We start from the raw sequence: 20,101 nt of genomic DNA on the forward strand, positions 1-20,101 counted from the left end.
TAAAAGAAGGTTAATAGTACGCTATTATAAATGCGTACCGTCTGCTGTAAACACCCAACTAGATTTAAAAGCCATTGTTAGGCTAATTAACCCTTGGTTGTTTGAAATTACGCCAATTAATTGTGCAAGAAAGCAGTAACTCGCGTAACGATGGCAATATGGGTTGAGACTTACGACTATTTTGCCAACAATGGCCTGCACATGCTGCTGTCATTATTTTTTTCGTTGGTTTGAGTAAACTAATAACATTGTTATTGTTGTCAGTTTTTAGTTCATTATTAACTTTATGTGCGGAGCTACTGCTTGAATCAGCAGCTGTAGCATTTTTCGATTCGTTATTCGATTCGTTATTCGACAAATCAAACCAACCATAAACGTTGGTGCGAAAGCGTTGTTTTTCTCGATCTATTCGATCAACGCTATCAAGAACAATGTGACTATTTAACGCAATTGGTACGACTAAACCATGCACCAATTGTTGACTGCGATACCAAGCAATAACGTTTTCATCATAGGATATTAATTGCCCTATTGAAGGATGAGTACTGACCTGTTTTGCAGACCAACTGGCATTTTGAATATCGAGTTCAAGCGGTGTTTGTGCATTCAATAATGCAAATGCAGTACGTTTAACATAATGCGGTAAGCTTTTAATTCGGCTTTGCAAACTACTTAGCGCAGGATATTCATTACGCGCTAAGGTCATTAATTCTCGCTCATAAAGGGCATTACAAAGTTCAGCAAAGTCAGATGACTGCTGTTCCGATTGCCATAATAATGATTGAGTCACCATGAATTAAAATACTACTATACTAAACGCTGATAATTTAAGCATACTTGATTGTTGTGTAAAGATAAAATAGCGCAACAATTTTTATGGTTCAACTTGGAATTTCAGTAATTCAACGCTAACGCGACTAAACAGAGCTAAATATTTTTAGAACAACAGGAAAAACTTTATTCATTACCGGTATTTTGCCTTTTGAATAATGAATGACATTGGTATAAAAACAGCTTTATTTCTAAACGTTTGTGCACTCAAGTAGTACATGAAATTTAAAACAGCAGATAAATCAATATTTTTCATCACTCAAACAAGTATTTTTAGGTTGTTTGGGTATAATATCAAAAAACATTTCCCATCAAGCTTCTGGAGTAAATAATGAGCGTAGTCGAAGTAAACCACCCCCTAATTAAACATAAACTTGGCTTAATGCGTGAAGCCGATATTAGTACAAAGCGTTTTCGTGAGCTTGCCTCTGAAGTGGGTTGTTTATTAACCTACGAAGCAACGAAGAATCTTGAAGTAGAAACAACCACGATTAATAGTTGGAATGGTGAAATTCAAGTAGAACAAATTAAAGGTAAGAAAGTTACTGTTGTGCCTATTCTGCGTGCAGGTTTAGGTATGATGGATGGTGTTTTAGAGCTTATTCCTAGTGCTCGTATTTCAGTGGTTGGCATGTACCGAAACGAAGAAACACTTGAACCTGTTTTTTATTTTGAAAAACTCGCTGGTCAAATTGAAGAACGCTTAGCCCTGGTGATTGACCCCATGCTGGCTACCGGTGGCTCTATGGTAGCTACGATAGATTTATTAAAAGAACGCGGCTCTACAAACATCAAAGCGCTCGTGTTAGTTGCTGCTCCAGAAGGTATTGCTGCATTAGAAAAAGCACACCCTGATGTTGATTTATATACTGCCGCTGTAGATGACCGCTTAGATGATGCCGGTTATATTTTACCTGGTTTAGGAGATGCTGGAGATAAAATTTTCGGCACCAAATAACGCTTAGTTTATTGATATTGATGAAACTAAGAAATGTGATGGCTTAACCTGACTGTACTGCCAAACTTCGGGCAGTTTTATTGAGCAAAGTATGAATGCACAGAACAAGCAAATAAATAATCTAGAACATAATAATCAGTCGCTTTTTAAAGAAGTACTTACGGGTACTCAAATGCTGTTTGTGGCTTTTGGCGCGTTAGTATTAATGCCATTATTAACGGGGTTAGATCCTAACGTAGCGCTATGTACTGCAGGGATAGGAACTTTATTATTTCAATTGGTAACAAAGCGCCAAGTGCCGGTGTTTTTAGCGTCTTCATTTGTTTTTATTGCCCCTATTATGTACAGCACACAAACTTGGGGGATACCTGCAACCATGGGCGCATTGGCTGTAGTTGGTGGTGTTTATGTTTGCTTTAGTGGCCTAATTAAAGCGCGTGGCGTGGGTTTTATTAGCAAATATTTACCGCCCATTGTTACTGGTCCTATCATTATGGTGATTGGATTATCGCTTGCACCAGTTGCCGTTCATATGGCTTTAGGTCGCACAGGTGACGGCTCAACACAATTAGTTTCGCAGTCATTGGCGTTAAGTATTTCAATGCCCGCGTTACTTACTACACTTTTAGTTTCAGCATTTAGCAAAGGTTTTATGCGCTTAATGCCCATTCTATCTGGCATAACTGTGGGTTATATATTATCGCTTTATCACGGTATTATTGACTTTACTCCTGTGCAAAATGCGGCTTGGTTTGCTGTTCCTAAATTTACCGCACCTGAGTTTAATTGGCAGGCCATCATCTACATGTTACCTATCGCTATTGCGCCGGCCATTGAACATATTGGTGATATTTTAGCCATAGGCTCTGCCACCGGTAAAGACTACATTAAAAAGCCGGGCTTACATCGAACATTATTAGGTGACGGTATAGCGACAACTGCTGCATCAATGTTAGGTGGTCCACCTAATACCACCTACTCAGAAGTTACTGGTGCTGTCATGCTAACCAAAGCATTTAACCCTAGAATTATGACTTGGGCCGCTTGTACCGCGATTATAATGGCTTTTGTGGGTAAACTTGGCGCTTTGTTACACACCATTCCTGGTGCCGTAATGGGCGGGATTATGATGTTGTTATTTGGGCTAATTGCCAGTGTGGGTTTAGGTAGTTTAGTTAAAGCTAAAGTTGATTTTGATCAACCACGAAACTTTATTATTTTCGCCGTAGTATTGGTTTTTGGTATCGGCGGTATGGCGTTAAACTTAGGAGGATTTAGTATTCAAGGTATTAGTCTATGTGCTTTAGTCGCGATTAGCTTAAATTTAATATTACCGAAGGAAGCTAAAACAGCTTAACGTTAATTTTAGTTAAAAATTAACAGGCCTGAGCATTACTTTACTCAGGCCTTTACTAAAAATCAGATTTGAACAATGCAGCCTTTACCCTTTATTTTAAAATAAAGAATCAATGAAAGGTTTATTCTACAGTGGCAAGGCACTGCTCTAATTGAGCAAAAAACTTTTTATCGTAGCCCTTTTGAAGACACGCAGTTGGTTTATACTTTTCTGTATCCGTTATATGATTCTCGGTTATTACACCACTTAAGAGAAAAACAGGCAGGTTTTCATTCCTCGTACGAATAAACTGCAACACATCTACCCCATCTCCATCTGGTAAATTCCAGTCAATAAGCGCGATTGCATGCTTGTCTTGATTAAATATTTCTTTAGCTTCTTCTACGGTCTCAGCCACATCTAAAACAATATTCCAAGATGATAAATATCTTTCTATAGACATTTGCATTAACTCTACATCACCTTCGTTGTCTTCCACGTATAATATATTTACCGGCTCATTCATGAGGTAAGTCCTTGGCTATTTTAAAGGTAAAAGTGGCCCCATGTTCATTTTCTGTCGCCACACTAATGTCACCCTGATGTTTTTGTAATATTTTTGTAACGAATGCGAGTCCCATGCCTAAACCAGGATACTTTTTACTGGAAACCCCTCTTCTTAATACTTTAAATATTTTTTTCGTCAAATTATCTGAAATACCAATACCGTTATCGGTAATGCAAAATTTCCAATCGTCATTATCTTGAGTAAATGAGATTGAAATAACGGGCTTATTTCCCGTACTTTGGTATGTCAGTGAATTCTTAATTAGATGTTGAAATAAAAATGTTATTTGTGCCTCGTCACCAATAATTTCGGGTAAAATATCACAAGTAATCGATGCCTTGGTGTCGGTGATTAATGCAGATAAATTTTCTAACGCTTGGGCTACGCTTTTATTACAATCTAACAACTCAAACGGTTTAGTTCTTGTATTTAACCGTGAATAACTTTTAAGTGCTTCTATCATTATTGTTATTTGAGTCGAACCGTTATTAATCAGTTCAAAATGACGATTAGTTTTATCATCAAAACAGTCACCATGTTTATTAACAATAATCTCACTAAAACTTTGTATTTGCCTTAAAGGCGCACTGAGATCATGTGACACGATATAAACAAAATCTTCGTACTCAGCTTTCAGTGAGGCTAATTCTTGATTAACTTTTGCCAATTCAGACTCTAACTTAGCGCTCATTTTTCGTCCTTGTGTTGCTTAGCGATGACTAGAAGGTAAACAAACAATATCACTCCAAAATTTTTCTACATCTTTAACAACTTTCATAAATTTACTGGCGTTCACGGGTTTTACAATATACCAATTTGCATGTAAATCGTAACTTTCCATCACATCTTTATCAGCTTCTGAACTGGTTAAAACAATGACAGGAATTTTTCTGAGTAGAGGATCAGATTTTACTATTTGTAGCACTTCTTTACCGTCAGTACTGGGTAGATTTAAATCTAACAAAATGATATCTGGCAGAACAGCCGTTTCATAACCATTGCGTTTATATAGGTAATCTAATGCTATGTCACCATCTTCAGCAATATGCAGATTATTTCGAAATATTGCATCGCCAAAAGCTTCACGGGTTAGTTCTATATCACCTTCATTATCTTCAACCAGTAATATTTCTGCAATTCTAACATCCTGTGTCATCATGTTTCCTCTAAATCTGTTGGTTTTAATAATTTAACATAAAAGGTTGAGCCTACATCTACTTCAGACTCTACCCAAATAGCGCCATCATGGCGCTCTACCACTTTTTTGCATATGGCAAGACCAACCCCGGTGCCTGCATATTGTTTTTTACCATGTAAACGTTGAAAAACCTCAAATATTTTATTTAAATGACGTTCTTGCATACCAATGCCATTATCTTTGAAAGCAAACAACCAGTACTTGTCGCTGCTTTCAACACTGATATGTATATGTGGTGTCGAATCTGGTTTTTGATATTTTAAGCCATTACTGATTAAGTTTTGAAAAAGTTGAAATAGCTGTGTTCTATTGCCCTGTAAAATAGGCAAAACATCAGCAGTAATCTCAGCTTTGTTGTTTGATGAACCAAGCAAGTCTTTTTTTATGACAGAAATAAGCGCTTCTACATCAACATTTTCATACATTTGAGTGTCACTACTAATACTCGAATAAGACAAAATATCAGTGATCAATAATTGTGCGCGTGCAGCACCATCAATAACAAAGTTAAAATACTTTTGACCTTTAGCATCATCTTTTAAGTTATCAGCAAGATGCTCTTTTAACATTTCAGAAAAGCTACGCACCATTCTTAAAGGTTCTTGTAAGTCATGTGAACAAACATAAGCAAATCGCGCCAGCTCTTCATTTGAATCTGTTAATTTTTCTATAAATTTTTCGCGCTCTTTTTCGAGCTTCACTCGTTCAGTTACATCTCTAACTATGCCTGAAAGCTTTCTAGTATTACCAATGATCATCTCACTAACAGATAAATCTACTGGGAAAATAGTGCCGTCTTTGCGTCTACCTTTTACTTTACGCTCTATTCCCATATCTTTTTTAATACCCGAACCTCGATAATCTTCTAGGTAAGCATCTTGATCACCATGATCGGTTACTGGTAGGAGTCTTTTCAGGTTTTCACCAATCATTTCATCTGCGGTATAACCAAAAATATTTTCTGCCGCGCGATTGTACTTCTCAATAATGCCAAACTCATTAATCGTTAACAAACCGTCTACTGCATTTTCAACTACCGCGCGATGTTGCTCTTCACTTTCAATTAAACTGAGTGTTCTGCTAACAACAAGCTGCTCTACGACTTCTCGTCGACGAATAAGGTGCGTGATACTAAATGTTATCAAAGCAGTTACAGCTAAACTGGCAATAAGTAAAAGCCAAGCTGAAAGCATTAGCGGCGTTTTTGTCGTATTGGTATGTGTTTCAATATGCCAACTTCTGCCAGCAACCTTGATAACTTCACTGTGAGTAAACCAGCTATTACTTACCAAAGTACCGTAAAGCCGCTCAATGTTGTCAACTTCTGTGATATCTTCAACATACAAAGATAAACGGCCTTTATCTTCCACTTCCGTATCTGCAACGATATCACCTATATTTAGAACCAAGACAGCAAGGCCAATAAAACTTGATGTAGAGTTGAGCTTATTACCTTCTAGTTTTTGGTCAAAAATAGGATTAAAAACAAGTACATCTGCTGAGTCTTCTGCAGCTTGAACCAAATTTATTTTTCCAGTGACAACTATATCAGCACTATTTATCGCCTTACTAATGGTATTTAATCGTTCTTTATTGGCGCCATTATCTAAACCCATCGCTCTTTCATTGCCCTCAAGAGGTTCAACGTAATATACAGGTAGATAACTTTCACGATCGTTAGCAAGCACCATATCACCTGTAGTGCTTATTTCTGTAAGCGTAAAATCAATGATACCGTCATCTCTGGCTTGTTTTTCATACACATGACGTTGCTCATGCGTAATATACGGCACCCATTCTATGGCTTTTATATTTTTATAGTTGTTCAGTAATGGCGTTGCAAAGGCATTAAATTCTTGACGACTGACATAATTTGAAGCGTTATAAAACGCTTTAACGGCATCTAAAATTTGAAAATTTAAATCAATATTTTTACTAATTGTTTTAACTTTTTCTTTGCTTTCGAAGATGAGTTCTTTTTCAATTGCAGATGTTTTGAGGTTTGATTCGATCATAAAAGCAGAAATGCTTGCCGCAACACCAATAACACCGACAAAAATTGGAATACTGTAGACTTTCCATGTCGCTAGCTTAACTTTAACATTCCGTTCACTTCGAGTTAAACCTCTGTAATTTAGTCCCGCAAACAATAAAAACGAAAGTGTAAAACTAATCAATAAAGTTAATAAAATGGTGTTTTGTAGTTCACGTTTACCGTCGTAAATTAAGCTGTCATCAGAAATATAAGTAAAGACAATATCAGTATCTGGTAACGTTAATGAGTTTTCACGATAAATCTCGATGTGCTCAGTGCTAGTATTAACCTGTACCGAGCCTTGACTGAGCCTAAATGCTACATTTTCCTTATAATTTTGTGTTACAAATATGTCTTCTAACGGTATTGTAATTTCACTACTTAATACCCCCTCAATGTAACCGTTATAGAGAACAGGTACTGATATTTTAAAGGTTAAAGCAGCCTTATTTTGCCGTAGCAGTTGAAAATGATAAGCGATGGTACCTTGCAATATCTGCTCAACCCATGGTTGATCACCTGAGTAATTGCCATAAAGCTTATTATCTGTTTCTATGACCACAGTTCCTGCAATATCTTGCAAAACTAATCGGCTTTTTTTACCGCCAATAACAGAGTTTTCAAATAACTCAGTTATTGAAAGTTCATTTATTTCTCCCAACATAACCGCCCCCGCTAACATCGGGTACGCAGCTAAATCTTGCACTATAGATTGTTGACTAACAACAAATCGACTAAATAATGCGGCTTCTAGGGCTAACTCATTGGCCACATCCTTCTCATGCTGATTATCTAATAAGCTATTAAATTTAGGTATCACAAAAAAAGCGCTTACGAATATAATCAATAAAAATAAACTGACAGCAAAAACCGCAAAGCTTTTAAAGGCTGAATTTTTACTAGTGTCCTTATTAATAGAAGCTACAGTCATTTATTACTCATGAGAAATCAAAATTTCATCTTTTGTACCAAATGACCCCATACAATAAGAATCTGGGTTTAGTGCTTCATGAGCATTTTTATTGGCTTCTAGATTAAATTCAGCAAAGGGTTTTATATAAGTTTTGATCAAGCCTTGGATTGGTTTGTCGATATTTTCTAGTGCTAAACGTATAGCATTTCTGTCTGTGACAATATTACCCGTAAGCCCTGTTTGTTTAATCGCTTGAATTAATAACCGAGTAAGATCGTAAGCATGAATAAAGCCAACAGCAGATTTTAGATCAGCAGGTTCAGCTATTTTACCTTTTGAATGCGCAACTAATTGCGAGAATACAGCGTTAGCAAACGGGCTTTGTTGAGGGTTAGTAAAAGAAAAGCAAGATTGAATGAAATTTAACTCCAAATCTTTACGGCGTTCATATGGAATAATTTCATGAAAGTTACCACTGGTAACTCCCCAATGACTAACAATAGGTAAGCGCTTTTCATTAGGTAGATTAAGCATCTCGTTAACGATTACAGCACCTTCTACTGCATTACTGACTAAAACGATACAATCACTTTTCGCATTAACAATTTCATCGATTGCTATGGCTGCACCTTTAGCTTTTACGCTCCAACTAAAGCGTGATATCCCATGTTTTTCAATACCATGATTTTTTAGTGCTGCAGACATGGTTTTTAAATTTGCATCACCCCAAGGGGTTTTTTCGAGTAACAAATGTGGCTTTTTACATTGTTGCTGAGTCATCGCGTAATCAATAATAGTTGAACCCGCCCGGCTATCATCAATCGATAATCTAAATATCCAATTCTCTTTTGACGGATAACGTGTGATAAATCCAGCAGCGGCCCAAGGCACTAGTGTTAAAGCTTTATTTTCGTTAATAAAACTTCTATTTTTTATCAACGGAGGCGAATGAATACCTGAGTAAATAACTAATGCATTAGGATCTTTAAGAAAAGCCTGGTAATTACGTTTACTTCTAATAACATTACCGCGATGATCTAAATATTTAAACGCTATTTTATAACCATCTATTTCGTTATTAATGTCACTAAAAGCAACTTCAATACCTTTTTGTATCGCTTGAGAAGATTCTTTATGATTAGAAAGATCGGCGTCAAGATAGACAAATAAAGTTTTATCTTCCGCTTGGGCTGACCATAAGACGCTTGATATTAAAAGCACAACTATAATGGTTATCTTTTTCATTTGTTACTCGCTAAACAGCATGCCATTTATAATTTAATTTTGATTAAATCCCATGATGATCAATTACCATCGTGCTGAATTTAATGATTTTTACTAAGATTGTATAATTATCTATATTAATAATATGAAGATATATTCTTTCAATCACACCAAAATTTAAATTTTATCTATAGTATACAAAAGCCTACCAAACAAGTACTTGAACTAAATTGCTTGCTTTGGCAACTCAAAGACACGATTAAAATAGAATTTAAAACAAAGTTAACATCATTATAAATTTTACATATAACAACAATGTAGTCAGAATATCAATGAATAACAATGAATAACAAGTATATAAAACATCTGTAGCCCAACTCGTGACTATTGAGCTAAAGAATACTTTTAATTACTTTAATATTTAATCTTTTCGCAATACGGTTTAAATTGGCCCGATCAACTGACAACCTCCTCGATGTTTCCGCCCAGTTACCGTTTTCTTGTGTTAGTACTTGTTTAATCAGTTGGCGTTGAAATCTCTCGGTTTCATCTCTAAGATTAATATGAGTTTGAACTGAAGCACTTTCAGTATTTTTATTAATTTTGGTTATATTGGTTGGTAAAATAGACGGCTGATCATTGATTAACGTTCCGCAATCTTGTTTTTCTATCGAGATGATTGCTTTATCTTTTTGTCGTGCACGTGCTTTTAATGCAGATCGACTAATAACATGCTCTAGCTCTCGAACATTGCCTGGCCAATTATATTGCTCAAGATGCCTAATGGCTTCATTTGTTATCTTTAGTTGCACTACACCTAGCTTACGTTTTGTTTTTTCAACAAAATAACCACTTAGTATTTGAACATCTCCCACCCGCTCTTTTAGGTTAGGCACTTTAATAGGGTAAACACTTAATCTGTGGTACAAGTCAGCACGAAAACGTCCGTTTTGAGCTTCTCGCTTTAAGTCTCTATTCGTTGCGGCGATGATGCGAACATTTACTTGCTCTACATTGTCTTGCCCAACAGGCTGAATCTCATTACTTTGAATCGCACGAAGAATTTTACTTTGTGCTGCTAACGTTAACTCACCTATCTCATCTAAAAACAAAGTACCGCCATTAGCTAAAACAAACTTACCCGCACGTTTTGTTTCCGCCCCGGTAAAAGCTCCTTTCACATGGCCAAACAATTCACTCTCAACTAAATTTTCAGGTAAAGCAGCACAGTTTACATAAACTAAAGGACCATGTTGTCGCGATGACTTGTGATGTAAGGTTCGAGCGACTAACTCTTTACCTACACCCGTTTCACCATATATTAAAATGTTAAAGTCAGAACTTGCAACTATGTCTAATTCCTCTTTGAGTTGTTGCATAATCGGGCTTTCACCAATAAGTTCACCCCCATCTCGCTTCCAAGCTTCTTCTGTTAACTCAGCAACGACTTGTTGAGAATGTACAGCGCGCGACTCTAACTGTTCAATCAAAAATGCAGTATTTAATGTTGCCGCGGCTATGGCTGATATAACGATTAACGTTCGTTCTGCAATATTGTCAAATTCATGAGGAGTTAAGCTATCAATAGTTAATAAGCCTAACAACTTGTCATCATAATATAAGGGTAATCCCATGCATGAGTGCACGGGTAAATCATCTTCTCGGTCAATAAGCAAACCGTCGTAAGGATCAGGGAGTGGCGAGTCTGCAGCAAAACGAACCGGCTGTGTGGATTGACAAAGCACGTCAAACCTAGGGTGCTCTGCAACAACAAATCGTCGGCCAATAGTATCTCTACTTAAGCCCTGTAACGCTATAGGTGTAAGGATATCGCCATGAAACGATAATAAAGCGACAGCATCACAATTAATGGTTTTTCGTACTGTATCAAGCAAACGATCAAATCTATCTTTACTGTTAAGGCTACTGGCTAAATCTAATGCTAATTCAATAATAGCTGTTGACGATATTTGATTCACTTATGTACTCCTCACTAAACACTTAAACAAAAATACCACGAAAGAGTCATTAAGACTACAAAATAAGAGAGTCAATTAGACTCCAACTGTAACAAGAAAAAACATAAGCCATTGTTAATATGTGAATTTATATGCTGGCACTTAATTTGCAAAAGCATTGGTAATTCGAAAGTTATCGTAAGCTGTTAACTACAAGTACTGCATAAAAACATTATTTATTATCACATTAAGCAAAAAACAGGAGTGACTGATGTACGCACAATTTCATATTGCAAAGCACTTACCGAAAGTTAAGCACGCACTCAGCTTTCAAAAATGTTTAGTGTTAGGTAACACTATGATGCTTATCTCTATTATTGTAATTATGTTAAGCATTAACGTTACTTTTGTATTTGATAACGACTTTGCTATATGGATACAAATTTTAGCTCATATCGCCACCATAGTATTTGCTGGGGCGCTAAAGCTTGGGTATGTCTTTCGCTGTATAGCCTTACATGGTTTTGGTAATAAAAATTTTTAACTAGATAAATACGAATATCGAGCTGAATAACAAAACCAATATTAAATTATCTTATGAGTGTTTTAGAAAAACATTGGTAAGTACTATCATCTTCAAATTCATTTAGGAACCATAATGCTAACGAATAAACATATCGAAATAATTAAAAGTACAATTCCATTATTAGAAAATGCAGGATCGGCATTAACGTCACACTTCTACCAACGCTTGTTTTCTCATCACCCAGAATTACAAGATATTTTTAATATGGCGAATCAAAAAACGGGTAGACAACAAGTAGCTTTATTCCAAGCAATAGCAGCTTATGCGAAAAATATAGAGAACTTGAGCGCGTTAACCTCGGCTGTTGAACGTATCGCACAAAAACATACTAGTTTTAATATTCAAGCGGATCATTACGCCATTGTCGGACACCACTTAATTGAAACATTACGTGAGCTAGCCACAGAAGCTTTTACACCTGATGTCGAAGATGCCTGGACAAACGCTTATCAATTTTTAGCCAGTATATTTATTAATAGAGAAGCTGAGTTATATCAACAACGTTCAGCAGAAGTTGGCGGCTGGCAAGGTGTAAGAGTCTTTAAAGTTATTGATACTGTTATCGAGTCTGCACTGGTTAAAAGCTTTGTATTTTCTCCAATTGACCAAGGTCCGGTTATCGGTTTTACACCGGGTCAATATTTAGGCCTAGAAGTTAAACCAACGGGAAATGATTATAAAGAGATCCGTCAATACTCATTGTCAAACAAACCCAATGGCAGAGACTATCGTATTTCGGTCAAACGTGAAAAACAAGGTGTGCCGGGTAAAGTGTCTAACTATTTACACGACGCTATTAAAGTAGGTGACGAAGTAAAACTGTATGCACCAGCGGGTGATTTTTTCTTTGTTGATCGTCAAACGCCCACAGTGCTTATTTCTGCAGGTGTCGGCATTACACCCATGCAAAGCATGCTAGAAACACTCGCTGAGAATAAACATAACCAAGACGTTCACTTTTTGCATGCTTGCGAAGATAGTCAGCAACATTCCTTTTCTGAGCGCACAGATGAGTTAGTAAAAAATAATAACTGGCAACAAAATTTTTGGTACAGAAACGAAGATGCCCAACAAAGCCATATCAACAATGGCATGATGGACTTGGCGGCGATTGATTTACCCACTGAAAAAGGTAACTTCTACTTGTGCGGTCCTATCGCTTTTATGCAATTTGCGAAACAGCAATTATTGAAATTAGGAGTTGGAGAAAGCAATATTCATTACGAGGTATTTGGTCCACACGCAACGTTGTAATGTAGACGTTAAATACACCGATGCCTTCAAAGTGACATCACTCAATTAATTAAGCATTGTTCAATATACAAAAAAATCTTATAAAAAAACCACTCAAATGAGTGGTTTTAACTAGCGAATAATAACGCTTAAATTAGCAGCGTGATGTGCTATGACAAGGAAGTTGCACGGAACTGACAAGTGTCGTTAAGTACAACTGACACCGTCATAGTGTCAACACGCAATTAATTTAACGTTATTAATAACCATCAAGATTGCAGTTAATTAACTCAAGAACAATGAGGTTACACGCAGCTGACATGTGTCAGTGAGTATAACCGAGGCCGTTATTGAATTAATTAGCAAAAGATAATGGTTATTGGCCTTTAACTTCTGATAGGCCGTTGAATATAGCTTTATCACCAAGGAACTCTTCAATACGTAACAATTGGTTGTACTTAGAAACACGGTCAGAACGACAAAGTGAACCAGTTTTGATTTGGCCAGCGGCTGTACCTACGGCTAAATCTGCAATAGTTGAATCTTCAGTTTCGCCTGAACGATGAGAAATAACAGCAGTAAAACCAGCTTCTTTTGCCATTCTAATAGCGGCTAATGTTTCTGTTAACGTACCAATTTGGTTAAACTTGATTAAGATTGAGTTACCGATACCTTGTTCAATACCACGCGCTAATATTTTAGTATTAGTTACGAATAAATCATCACCAACGATTTGAACTTTATCGCCTAATAATTTAGTTTGGTATGCAAAACCATCCCAGTCTGACTCGTCTAAGCCATCTTCAATTGAAACAATTGGGTATTGTTCACAAAGCGTTGCTAAGAAGTCGGAAAATTCGTTAGCGGTGAATTGCTTGCCTTCACCTTTAAGATCATAAATACCTTTGTCTGCATCATAAAATTCAGAAGCAGCACAATCCATCGCTAACGTTACATCTTTACCTAATTTGTAACCCGCCGCTGCAACCGCTTCTTTTATTACTGCTAATGCATCTGCATTAGACGCTAAATCAGGGGCAAAACCACCTTCATCACCTACAGCAGTATTTAAGCCTTTTGCAGATAATACTTTTTTAAGTGCATGGAAGATTTCAGCGCCCATACGTAGAGCTTCTGAAAAGCTTTTAGCGCCAACAGGTTGCACCATAAACTCTTGAATATCTACGTTGTTGTCTGCGTGCTCACCACCATTGATGATATTCATCATAGGCAAAGGTAATGAGTACTGACCCGGTGTACCGTTAAGGTCTGCAATATGTTCAAATAATTGAACTTTCTTGTCCATTGCGGCTGCTTTTGCATTTGCTAATGAAACGGCAAGAATCGCATTTGCACCAAAAGTTTCTTTATTTTCTGTGCCATCTAAATCAATCATGATTTGATCGATGTTAGCTTGATCTAAAGCACTTTGACCTATTAGCGCGCTTGCAATGTTATTGTTAACAGCAGCAACGGCTTTTAAAACCCCTTTACCTAAATAACGTGATTTATCACCGTCACGCAATTCAAGAGCCTCACGAGAGCCTGTTGATGCGCCAGAAGGAGCTGCAGCTCGACCCCAAGCACCAGATTCTAGAAAAACATCAGCTTCAATTGTTGGGTTACCACGAGAATCCATGATTTCGCGAGCGATAATTTTATTAATATTCGACATTATATTCCCTATTCCTTACTAGCTGCACACGGCAGGTTATAAACATTAAATTAAATTTGTTAAAAATATTTAGCATTAAAGCTAAATATTATAAAAAAAAACCGCAGCAATTAGCTACGGTTCTCATTAGTTCGGTTTAACTTGATTGCTGCTTTTGATGCTCAAAAGCGGCAGCAATAAAGCCAGCAAAAAGCGGGTGACCATCGCGAGGAGTTGAATTAAACTCAGGATGAAATTGCCCAGCAATAAACCAAGGATGATTTGGATTTTCTATCACCTCAACTAATGTTTTATCTGTAGATAATCCCGAAAACACTAAGCCAGCTTTGCTTAATTGCTCACGGTAGTTATTATTTACCTCAAAACGATGACGGTGTCTCTCATAAATTGTTTCACTACCATATACGTCATATGCTTTGGTACCTTTCACAATGTGGCACAATTGTGAGCCTAAACGCATTGTGCCGCCTAAGTCAGATTGGGCATTGCGGTACTCAACTTTACCTTCTTCATCTAACCATTCGTTAATTAAACCAACGACTGGGTGCGGTGTTTCAGCATTAAATTCAGTGCTGTGTGCATCAGTTAAGCCAGCCACGTTGCGAGCAAAATCAATCAATGCGACTTGCATACCTAAACAAATACCTAAATAAGGTATTTTGTTTTCACGGGCATATTGTGCCGTTAAAATTTTACCTTCAACACCACGTTCACCGAAACCACCAGGCACTAAAATAGCATCTAAATCTTTAAATACTTCAACACCTTTAGACTCAACGTCTTGTGAATCAATATATTGAATTTTAACTTTTACTTGGTTTTTAATGCCCGCATGTTTCAACGCTTCGTTTACTGATTTGTAAGCATCTGGTAATTCAGTGTATTTACCCACCATACCGATAACAACTTCGCCTGACGGATTAGCTTCTTTGTAAAGCACTTGTTCCCAATCAGATAAGTCAGCTTCTGGCACATCTAAACCAAAGCGTTTCACTACAAGCTCATCAGCACCTTGTGCTTTTAGCAACGCTGGCACTTTATATATAGAGTCAACATCACGCAGTGAAATAACCGCTTTACCTTCTACATTAGTAAATAGCGATATTTTAGCGCGTTCATTCGCAGGAATAGCACGTTCACTACGACAAACTAAAATATCTGGGAAAATACCAATTGAACGAAGCTCTTTAACAGAATGCTGTGTTGGTTTAGTTTTAATTTCGCCAGCTGCAGCAATATAAGGTACTAACGTTAAGTGCATAAACATTGCACGTTCACGACCTAACTCTACACCTAGTTGGCGAATAGCTTCGAGGAATGGTTGTGATTCAATATCACCAACCGTACCGCCAATTTCGACCATAGCGATATCGTAGCCTTCAGCTCCCTCAATAACACGACGTTTAATGTCGTTAGTAATATGAGGAATAACTTGAATAGTAGCACCTAAAAATTCACCTTTACGTTCACGTGCCAAAATATCTTGATAGATACGGCCGGTAGTAAAGTTATTAAGCTTGGTCATTTTGGTACGAATAAAACGTTCGTAATGACCCAAATCGAGATCTGTCTCTGCACCATCTTCAGTCACAAAAACTTCACCATGTTGAATGGGGCTCATAGTGCCCGGATCAACATTAATATAAGGGTCAAGTTTTAGCATGGTAACTTTTAAACCACGTGCTTCGAGAATTGCCGCTAGTGATGCTGCAGCAATACCTTTACCAAGAGACGATACAACGCCGCCAGTAACAAAAATATATCTAGTTGTCATGCGATACCCAGAGTCAGGAAAAACAGAAATTTTGCACTAAATTGATTTGGTTTTTGGCAAACAAATGAATTTAGTAGGACGGGAAAGCATTATACTGAAAAGGCATGAGTACGACAATAAGATCAATGCATCTAGTTGAACAAATTTTCACTAAAATAGTCAATATTGCACCTAAAGCTTTATTGTAACTATTGAAAAACGGGGTAAACTAATACTTTCCTCTTCATATTAATTAAAACAGATCACACTATGACTCAATTAGATAATGTCTTACTCGCTATCGACAATATAAATTCGGCAGATACCAACACAACCTTAGTTGACGGCATTAGCCACCCAAAAGAGTTATTGTATGGTCAATATATGTCAGCTTGTTTGGACAAGTACTGGCCTAATGCCAGCGAACATTTACAAATTGCTGTTCGTGCACAACACGTAAAGCGCTGGCATTTAAAGCGAACTGACTTCGCCATTGGTAAGAAAGGCTATTTAACTTGGCGTAAAGAATTAGGTATTTTCCATGCAGCGACAGCTAAGTCACTAATGCTAGAGCAAGGCTACAGTGAGCAAGCTTCTGATATAACAGCAGCAATCATCCGCAAAGAAAACTTAAAGTCGAACAGTGAAAGCCAAACATTAGAAGACGTAGCGTGCTTAGTGTTTTTGCAATTTTATTTTGATGAATTTGCTGCCAAACATAATGAAGAAAAAATCATTCGTATTGTGCAATTAACTTGGCGAAAAATGTCAGCACAAGGCCAAGAAATAGCCCTGACTTTAACGCTACCACCACATTTAGCAACACTGGTTGGCAAAGCTTTAGCTTAAAGATTTTTACGGTTTTTAACGGTTATTTTTGAGGCGCTATTGTCTGGCGCTTTACTTAACAATAACGCTGTCTTTTGTTTTTCTGCGTTAGGTAAGCGACAGATAAAAACAAAAGGCCAAGCAACTAAAGCAACCACTAAACCCTTTAGCCATATTGAAGGTAAAATATAAACAGACCATAACACCGCAAGTACCATAGACAACAAAGCAAGTACCTTTGCCCTTCGCGGTATACTGCGCGTTTTTTGCCAATGATAAATCATCGGTCCAAAAATTTTATTTGATAACAGCATGCTATGCAGTCGTGGAGACGATTTTGTAAAACATGCTGCGGCCACCAACAAAAATGGCGTCGTAGGTAGTAAAGGTAAAAAAACACCAATAAACGCTAAGGCAACAAAGAGTATTCCTACTATTTTTAAAAGCATAACCTTACGTAGTACCCTTGCTCAATAATCCTAACAAAACCATATATTACTTACTACTACCTAACTTCACCTAACGCTATCTCTCAGTATTCCAGCTAAATAAATAAGCTCCTAAGCTTAGAAATACTGCACTCATTATCATCAAAACTGTTACGTGGTAACTAATATCCGCTAATGTGGCACCTTCAGTTATTATTTTACGAGCACCTGCGACCAAATGGGTTAAAGGTAAAAATTCGGCAAACACTTTTACAGCATTAGGGGCACCTTCTAGGCTAAACCAAACCCCAGATAACAACATCATTGGCCAAGAACTTAAATTTAATAATCCGCCGATTAATTCCTCACTTTTACTTCGACTAGCGACCAACAATCCTAAGGTTATTAAACTAAATGCGCCTAATATTGCGATAATAATTAAATCAAAATAGCTACCCAGCATGTAAAAATCAAAGAACAAGTTACAACCGATATAGACCACTGACGATAAAAACATAACAATAAATAAGCGTGAAAATAGTTGCGCAGAAACAAATTCAAGCGCAGACAATGGCGTAGCTTTTAAGCGTTTTAAAACTGCATTTTTACGATACCGAACAATGACATAGCCTACACCAAACAAGCAACTAAACATCATGTTCATACCTAAAATACCCGGTAGTACCCAATCTACGTAACGAATTTTTTTGCCTTGGGTTTCTATACGTTGATAATCTTTATGATCACTCAATAATATTTTTTCAACTAAATAACTATTCGGCGCGCCTTGGTTTACCCAATATTTTTGTCCATTAAAATCAATCAGTAAATCTATACTATGCTGCTCTAGCTTAACTTTTGCAGATGTCACCTCTTGATAATCAATAAAACTAATATATTTGGTTTCGAGAAAGCTCGATTGGCTTTGCGCTAAATCTATTACACCGACTTTATAAATTGCACGGCCGTCACCTGAGAAAATAAATGACAAACCAACTAACATTAATACCGGAAATATTAAATTCCAACCCAATGAAGAGCGATCACGAAAAAATTCAATATTTCGTGCTTTAAATACGGCAAAGAAACGTGAAAAATTCATCTAATTAATCCCTTAATGAGTGGCCAGTTAATTTTAAAAATAAGTCATCTAAATTAGGCGACTTAACATGTAAGCCCGAAAGTGAAATATTTTGTGCTAATAATAAGGCAATAGTGGCTTCAACATCAGTTGTGGTAATTTCAACCTGTTGCTCGTTAACTTGCCAGTTAAATTGCACACAAAGCTCTTGTGGTACTTTCTCTGCAGGTAAATAAATAAACACTTCATTAAAATGTTCATTGAGTAACTGCCTTGGTGTGCCGCGGGCAATAACTTGACCATGATCCATAATAAGCACGTCGTCACATAGTTGTTGAGCTTCGTCCATATAATGTGTGGTTAACACCACGGTTTTATCTCTGGCCTTAATATTTTTAATTAATTGCCAAAAATTTCGCCGTGCTTGAGGGTCTAACCCTGTGGTTGGTTCATCGAGAAAAACAATGTCTGGATCGTTAATTAAAGCCAACGCCAATAATAACCGTTGTCGCTGTCCACCAGACAATAAGCGGTTATCACGATTTAAAAACTCACTTAAATCACATAATTCAATAAGATCTTCGTGTGGCACCGTATGTTGATAAAAAGAAGTAAATAAATTTAAAGTTTCTTTAACGGTAAGAAAGTCTTGTAAAGCGGTGTGCTGAAATTGAATACCTATTTGTTGTGACATTGAGTCATCGATAGGCTTATCGTAATAGTAAACTTGACCTTTAGTCGCTTTAATAATGCCTTCCATTATCTCTATTGTTGTCGTTTTACCGGCACCATTTGGCCCGAGTAAACCAAAGCAATGGCCTTTTTGAATAGCAAAATTAATATTGTCTACCGCAACAACATCTTTATAACTTTTGGTTAAGTTTTCAACGCGAATGACTTCTTGCATAGCACACCTCAATAATACCTATGCTGTATTCTAACGATACATTACGATTATTAATACTAGAAAAACCACACACAACACAAATGATAACAATTATCATTTGCATTTACTTGTTTTATCTATTATTGTTTTTACCAAGCCTATCAAGTCAGAAATAAGTAAGGAACAATCATGGGATTTAGACAAGTAACCGAAGGGTGTGCCGGTAAAGTGCGAGTTGAAATACCTTCAGCTTTATTAGCTCAGTTGATCAGCTCTGGCGCATTAGTGGGTAATGATTGTATATGTCTTGATAACAACGCTCGGAAAACGTTGTGGCAATCTTTACTTAACTTAAGTACTAATTTTAATAATGTAGGGCTATAGGATGATAACTAAATTTAAGGCAGCAGATATATACTCTCTTGAGTCTTTGTTGCAAGTGTTTATCCAACGCTATAACGCATCAGCTAATAAAAAATCGCTCGAAACAATATGTGTTGGCATCAATGCCATTATTGAACATGAAGACTTTGATCTACTAGCAGATTGCCATTGTCGTTATCATAAAATGAAAATGTATTGGCAATGGCGCTATCATGCCGTATGAATA

General features: G+C 36.9%; 19 protein-coding genes. 7 read left to right on the forward strand and 12 right to left on the reverse strand.

Annotated features, from left to right (window positions below; translation table 11 throughout):
• Positions 1–82: 82 nt before the first annotated feature.
• Complete coding sequence (locus DBO93_RS13960) at positions 83–793, reverse strand: hypothetical protein (protein ID WP_239058999.1); 711 nt, start codon at positions 791–793, stop codon at positions 83–85.
• A gap of 369 nt (positions 794–1,162) precedes the next feature.
• Here DBO93_RS13960 and upp point away from each other — a divergent pair, with 369 nt between their 5' ends.
• The gene (upp, locus tag DBO93_RS13965) at positions 1,163–1,789 is read left to right on the forward strand and encodes a uracil phosphoribosyltransferase (RefSeq protein WP_108456883.1); all 627 of its coding nucleotides are present in this window, start codon (positions 1,163–1,165) and stop codon (positions 1,787–1,789) included.
• Positions 1,790–1,880: 91 nt separating this feature from the next.
• Positions 1,881–3,146 (forward strand): uracil-xanthine permease family protein, encoded by a 1,266-nt coding sequence (locus DBO93_RS13970; protein WP_108456884.1) that lies wholly within the window; start codon positions 1,881–1,883, stop codon positions 3,144–3,146.
• A gap of 121 nt (positions 3,147–3,267) precedes the next feature.
• On the opposite strand, the gene DBO93_RS13975 is transcribed toward DBO93_RS13970, so the two are convergent.
• The 6 genes from DBO93_RS13975 to norR form a co-directional block, all read right to left on the reverse strand.
• Positions 3,268–3,651, reverse strand: a complete 384-nt coding sequence (locus DBO93_RS13975; protein WP_108456885.1) for a response regulator — start codon at positions 3,649–3,651, stop codon at positions 3,268–3,270.
• Complete coding sequence (locus DBO93_RS13980) at positions 3,644–4,384, reverse strand: ATP-binding protein (RefSeq protein WP_108456886.1); 741 nt, start codon at positions 4,382–4,384, stop codon at positions 3,644–3,646. The genes DBO93_RS13975 and DBO93_RS13980 overlap by 8 nt, the downstream gene beginning before the upstream one ends.
• Positions 4,385–4,402: 18 nt before the next feature.
• The gene (locus DBO93_RS13985) at positions 4,403–4,852 is read right to left on the reverse strand and encodes a response regulator (protein ID WP_108456887.1); all 450 of its coding nucleotides are present in this window, start codon (positions 4,850–4,852) and stop codon (positions 4,403–4,405) included.
• Entirely contained in the window at positions 4,849–7,857 is a 3,009-nt protein-coding gene (locus tag DBO93_RS13990) for a CHASE domain-containing protein (RefSeq protein ID WP_108456888.1), read from the reverse strand. The genes DBO93_RS13985 and DBO93_RS13990 overlap by 4 nt, the downstream gene beginning before the upstream one ends.
• Before the next feature lie 3 nt (positions 7,858–7,860).
• Entirely contained in the window at positions 7,861–9,084 is a 1,224-nt protein-coding gene (locus tag DBO93_RS13995; RefSeq protein WP_108456889.1) for an ABC transporter substrate-binding protein, read from the reverse strand.
• Positions 9,085–9,455: 371 nt separating this feature from the next.
• A complete protein-coding gene (gene norR / locus DBO93_RS14000; RefSeq protein ID WP_108456890.1) occupies positions 9,456–11,042 on the reverse strand; it encodes a nitric oxide reductase transcriptional regulator NorR in 1,587 nt (528 codons plus the stop codon).
• A 250-nt stretch (positions 11,043–11,292) separates the two neighbouring features.
• Between norR and DBO93_RS14005 the strand changes: the two genes are divergently transcribed.
• A complete protein-coding gene (locus DBO93_RS14005) occupies positions 11,293–11,565 on the forward strand; it encodes a hypothetical protein (RefSeq protein WP_108456891.1) in 273 nt (90 codons plus the stop codon).
• A 114-nt stretch (positions 11,566–11,679) separates the two neighbouring features.
• Positions 11,680–12,861: an NO-inducible flavohemoprotein gene (hmpA, locus tag DBO93_RS14010; RefSeq protein WP_108456892.1), complete on the forward strand. Its 1,182-nt coding sequence runs from the start codon at positions 11,680–11,682 to the stop codon at positions 12,859–12,861.
• A gap of 355 nt (positions 12,862–13,216) precedes the next feature.
• Here the strand turns inward: hmpA and eno are convergent, their stop codons facing one another.
• A complete protein-coding gene (eno, locus tag DBO93_RS14015) occupies positions 13,217–14,515 on the reverse strand; it encodes a phosphopyruvate hydratase (RefSeq protein ID WP_108456893.1) in 1,299 nt (432 codons plus the stop codon).
• 136 nt (positions 14,516–14,651) lie between these two features.
• Entirely contained in the window at positions 14,652–16,289 is a 1,638-nt protein-coding gene (locus tag DBO93_RS14020; RefSeq protein WP_108456894.1) for a CTP synthase, read from the reverse strand.
• Between the two features lie 249 nt (positions 16,290–16,538).
• Here DBO93_RS14020 and DBO93_RS14025 point away from each other — a divergent pair, with 249 nt between their 5' ends.
• Positions 16,539–17,117, forward strand: a complete 579-nt coding sequence (locus DBO93_RS14025; RefSeq protein ID WP_108456895.1) for a DUF4202 domain-containing protein — start codon at positions 16,539–16,541, stop codon at positions 17,115–17,117.
• On the opposite strand, the gene DBO93_RS14030 is transcribed toward DBO93_RS14025, so the two are convergent.
• The 3 genes from DBO93_RS14030 to DBO93_RS14040 form a co-directional block, all read right to left on the reverse strand.
• A complete protein-coding gene (locus tag DBO93_RS14030; RefSeq protein ID WP_108456896.1) occupies positions 17,114–17,545 on the reverse strand; it encodes a YbaN family protein in 432 nt (143 codons plus the stop codon). The two genes, DBO93_RS14025 and DBO93_RS14030, sit on opposite strands and share 4 nt — an antisense overlap.
• 76 nt (positions 17,546–17,621) lie before the next feature.
• The gene (locus DBO93_RS14035) at positions 17,622–18,626 is read right to left on the reverse strand and encodes an ABC transporter permease (RefSeq protein ID WP_108456897.1); all 1,005 of its coding nucleotides are present in this window, start codon (positions 18,624–18,626) and stop codon (positions 17,622–17,624) included.
• A gap of 4 nt (positions 18,627–18,630) precedes the next feature.
• Positions 18,631–19,512 (reverse strand): ABC transporter ATP-binding protein, encoded by an 882-nt coding sequence (locus tag DBO93_RS14040; RefSeq protein WP_108456898.1) that lies wholly within the window; start codon positions 19,510–19,512, stop codon positions 18,631–18,633.
• A 168-nt stretch (positions 19,513–19,680) separates the two neighbouring features.
• Between DBO93_RS14040 and DBO93_RS14045 the strand changes: the two genes are divergently transcribed.
• Both DBO93_RS14045 and DBO93_RS14050 read left to right on the forward strand, forming a co-directional pair.
• Positions 19,681–19,875, forward strand: a complete 195-nt coding sequence (locus tag DBO93_RS14045; protein WP_108456899.1) for a hypothetical protein — start codon at positions 19,681–19,683, stop codon at positions 19,873–19,875.
• A gap of 1 nt (position 19,876) precedes the next feature.
• Positions 19,877–20,098, forward strand: a complete 222-nt coding sequence (locus DBO93_RS14050; protein ID WP_108456900.1) for a hypothetical protein — start codon at positions 19,877–19,879, stop codon at positions 20,096–20,098.
• The last annotated feature ends 3 nt before the right edge of the window (positions 20,099–20,101 follow it).

This window comes from Colwellia sp. Arc7-D (assembly GCF_003061515.1).
GTDB lineage: Bacteria > Pseudomonadota > Gammaproteobacteria > Enterobacterales > Alteromonadaceae > Cognaticolwellia.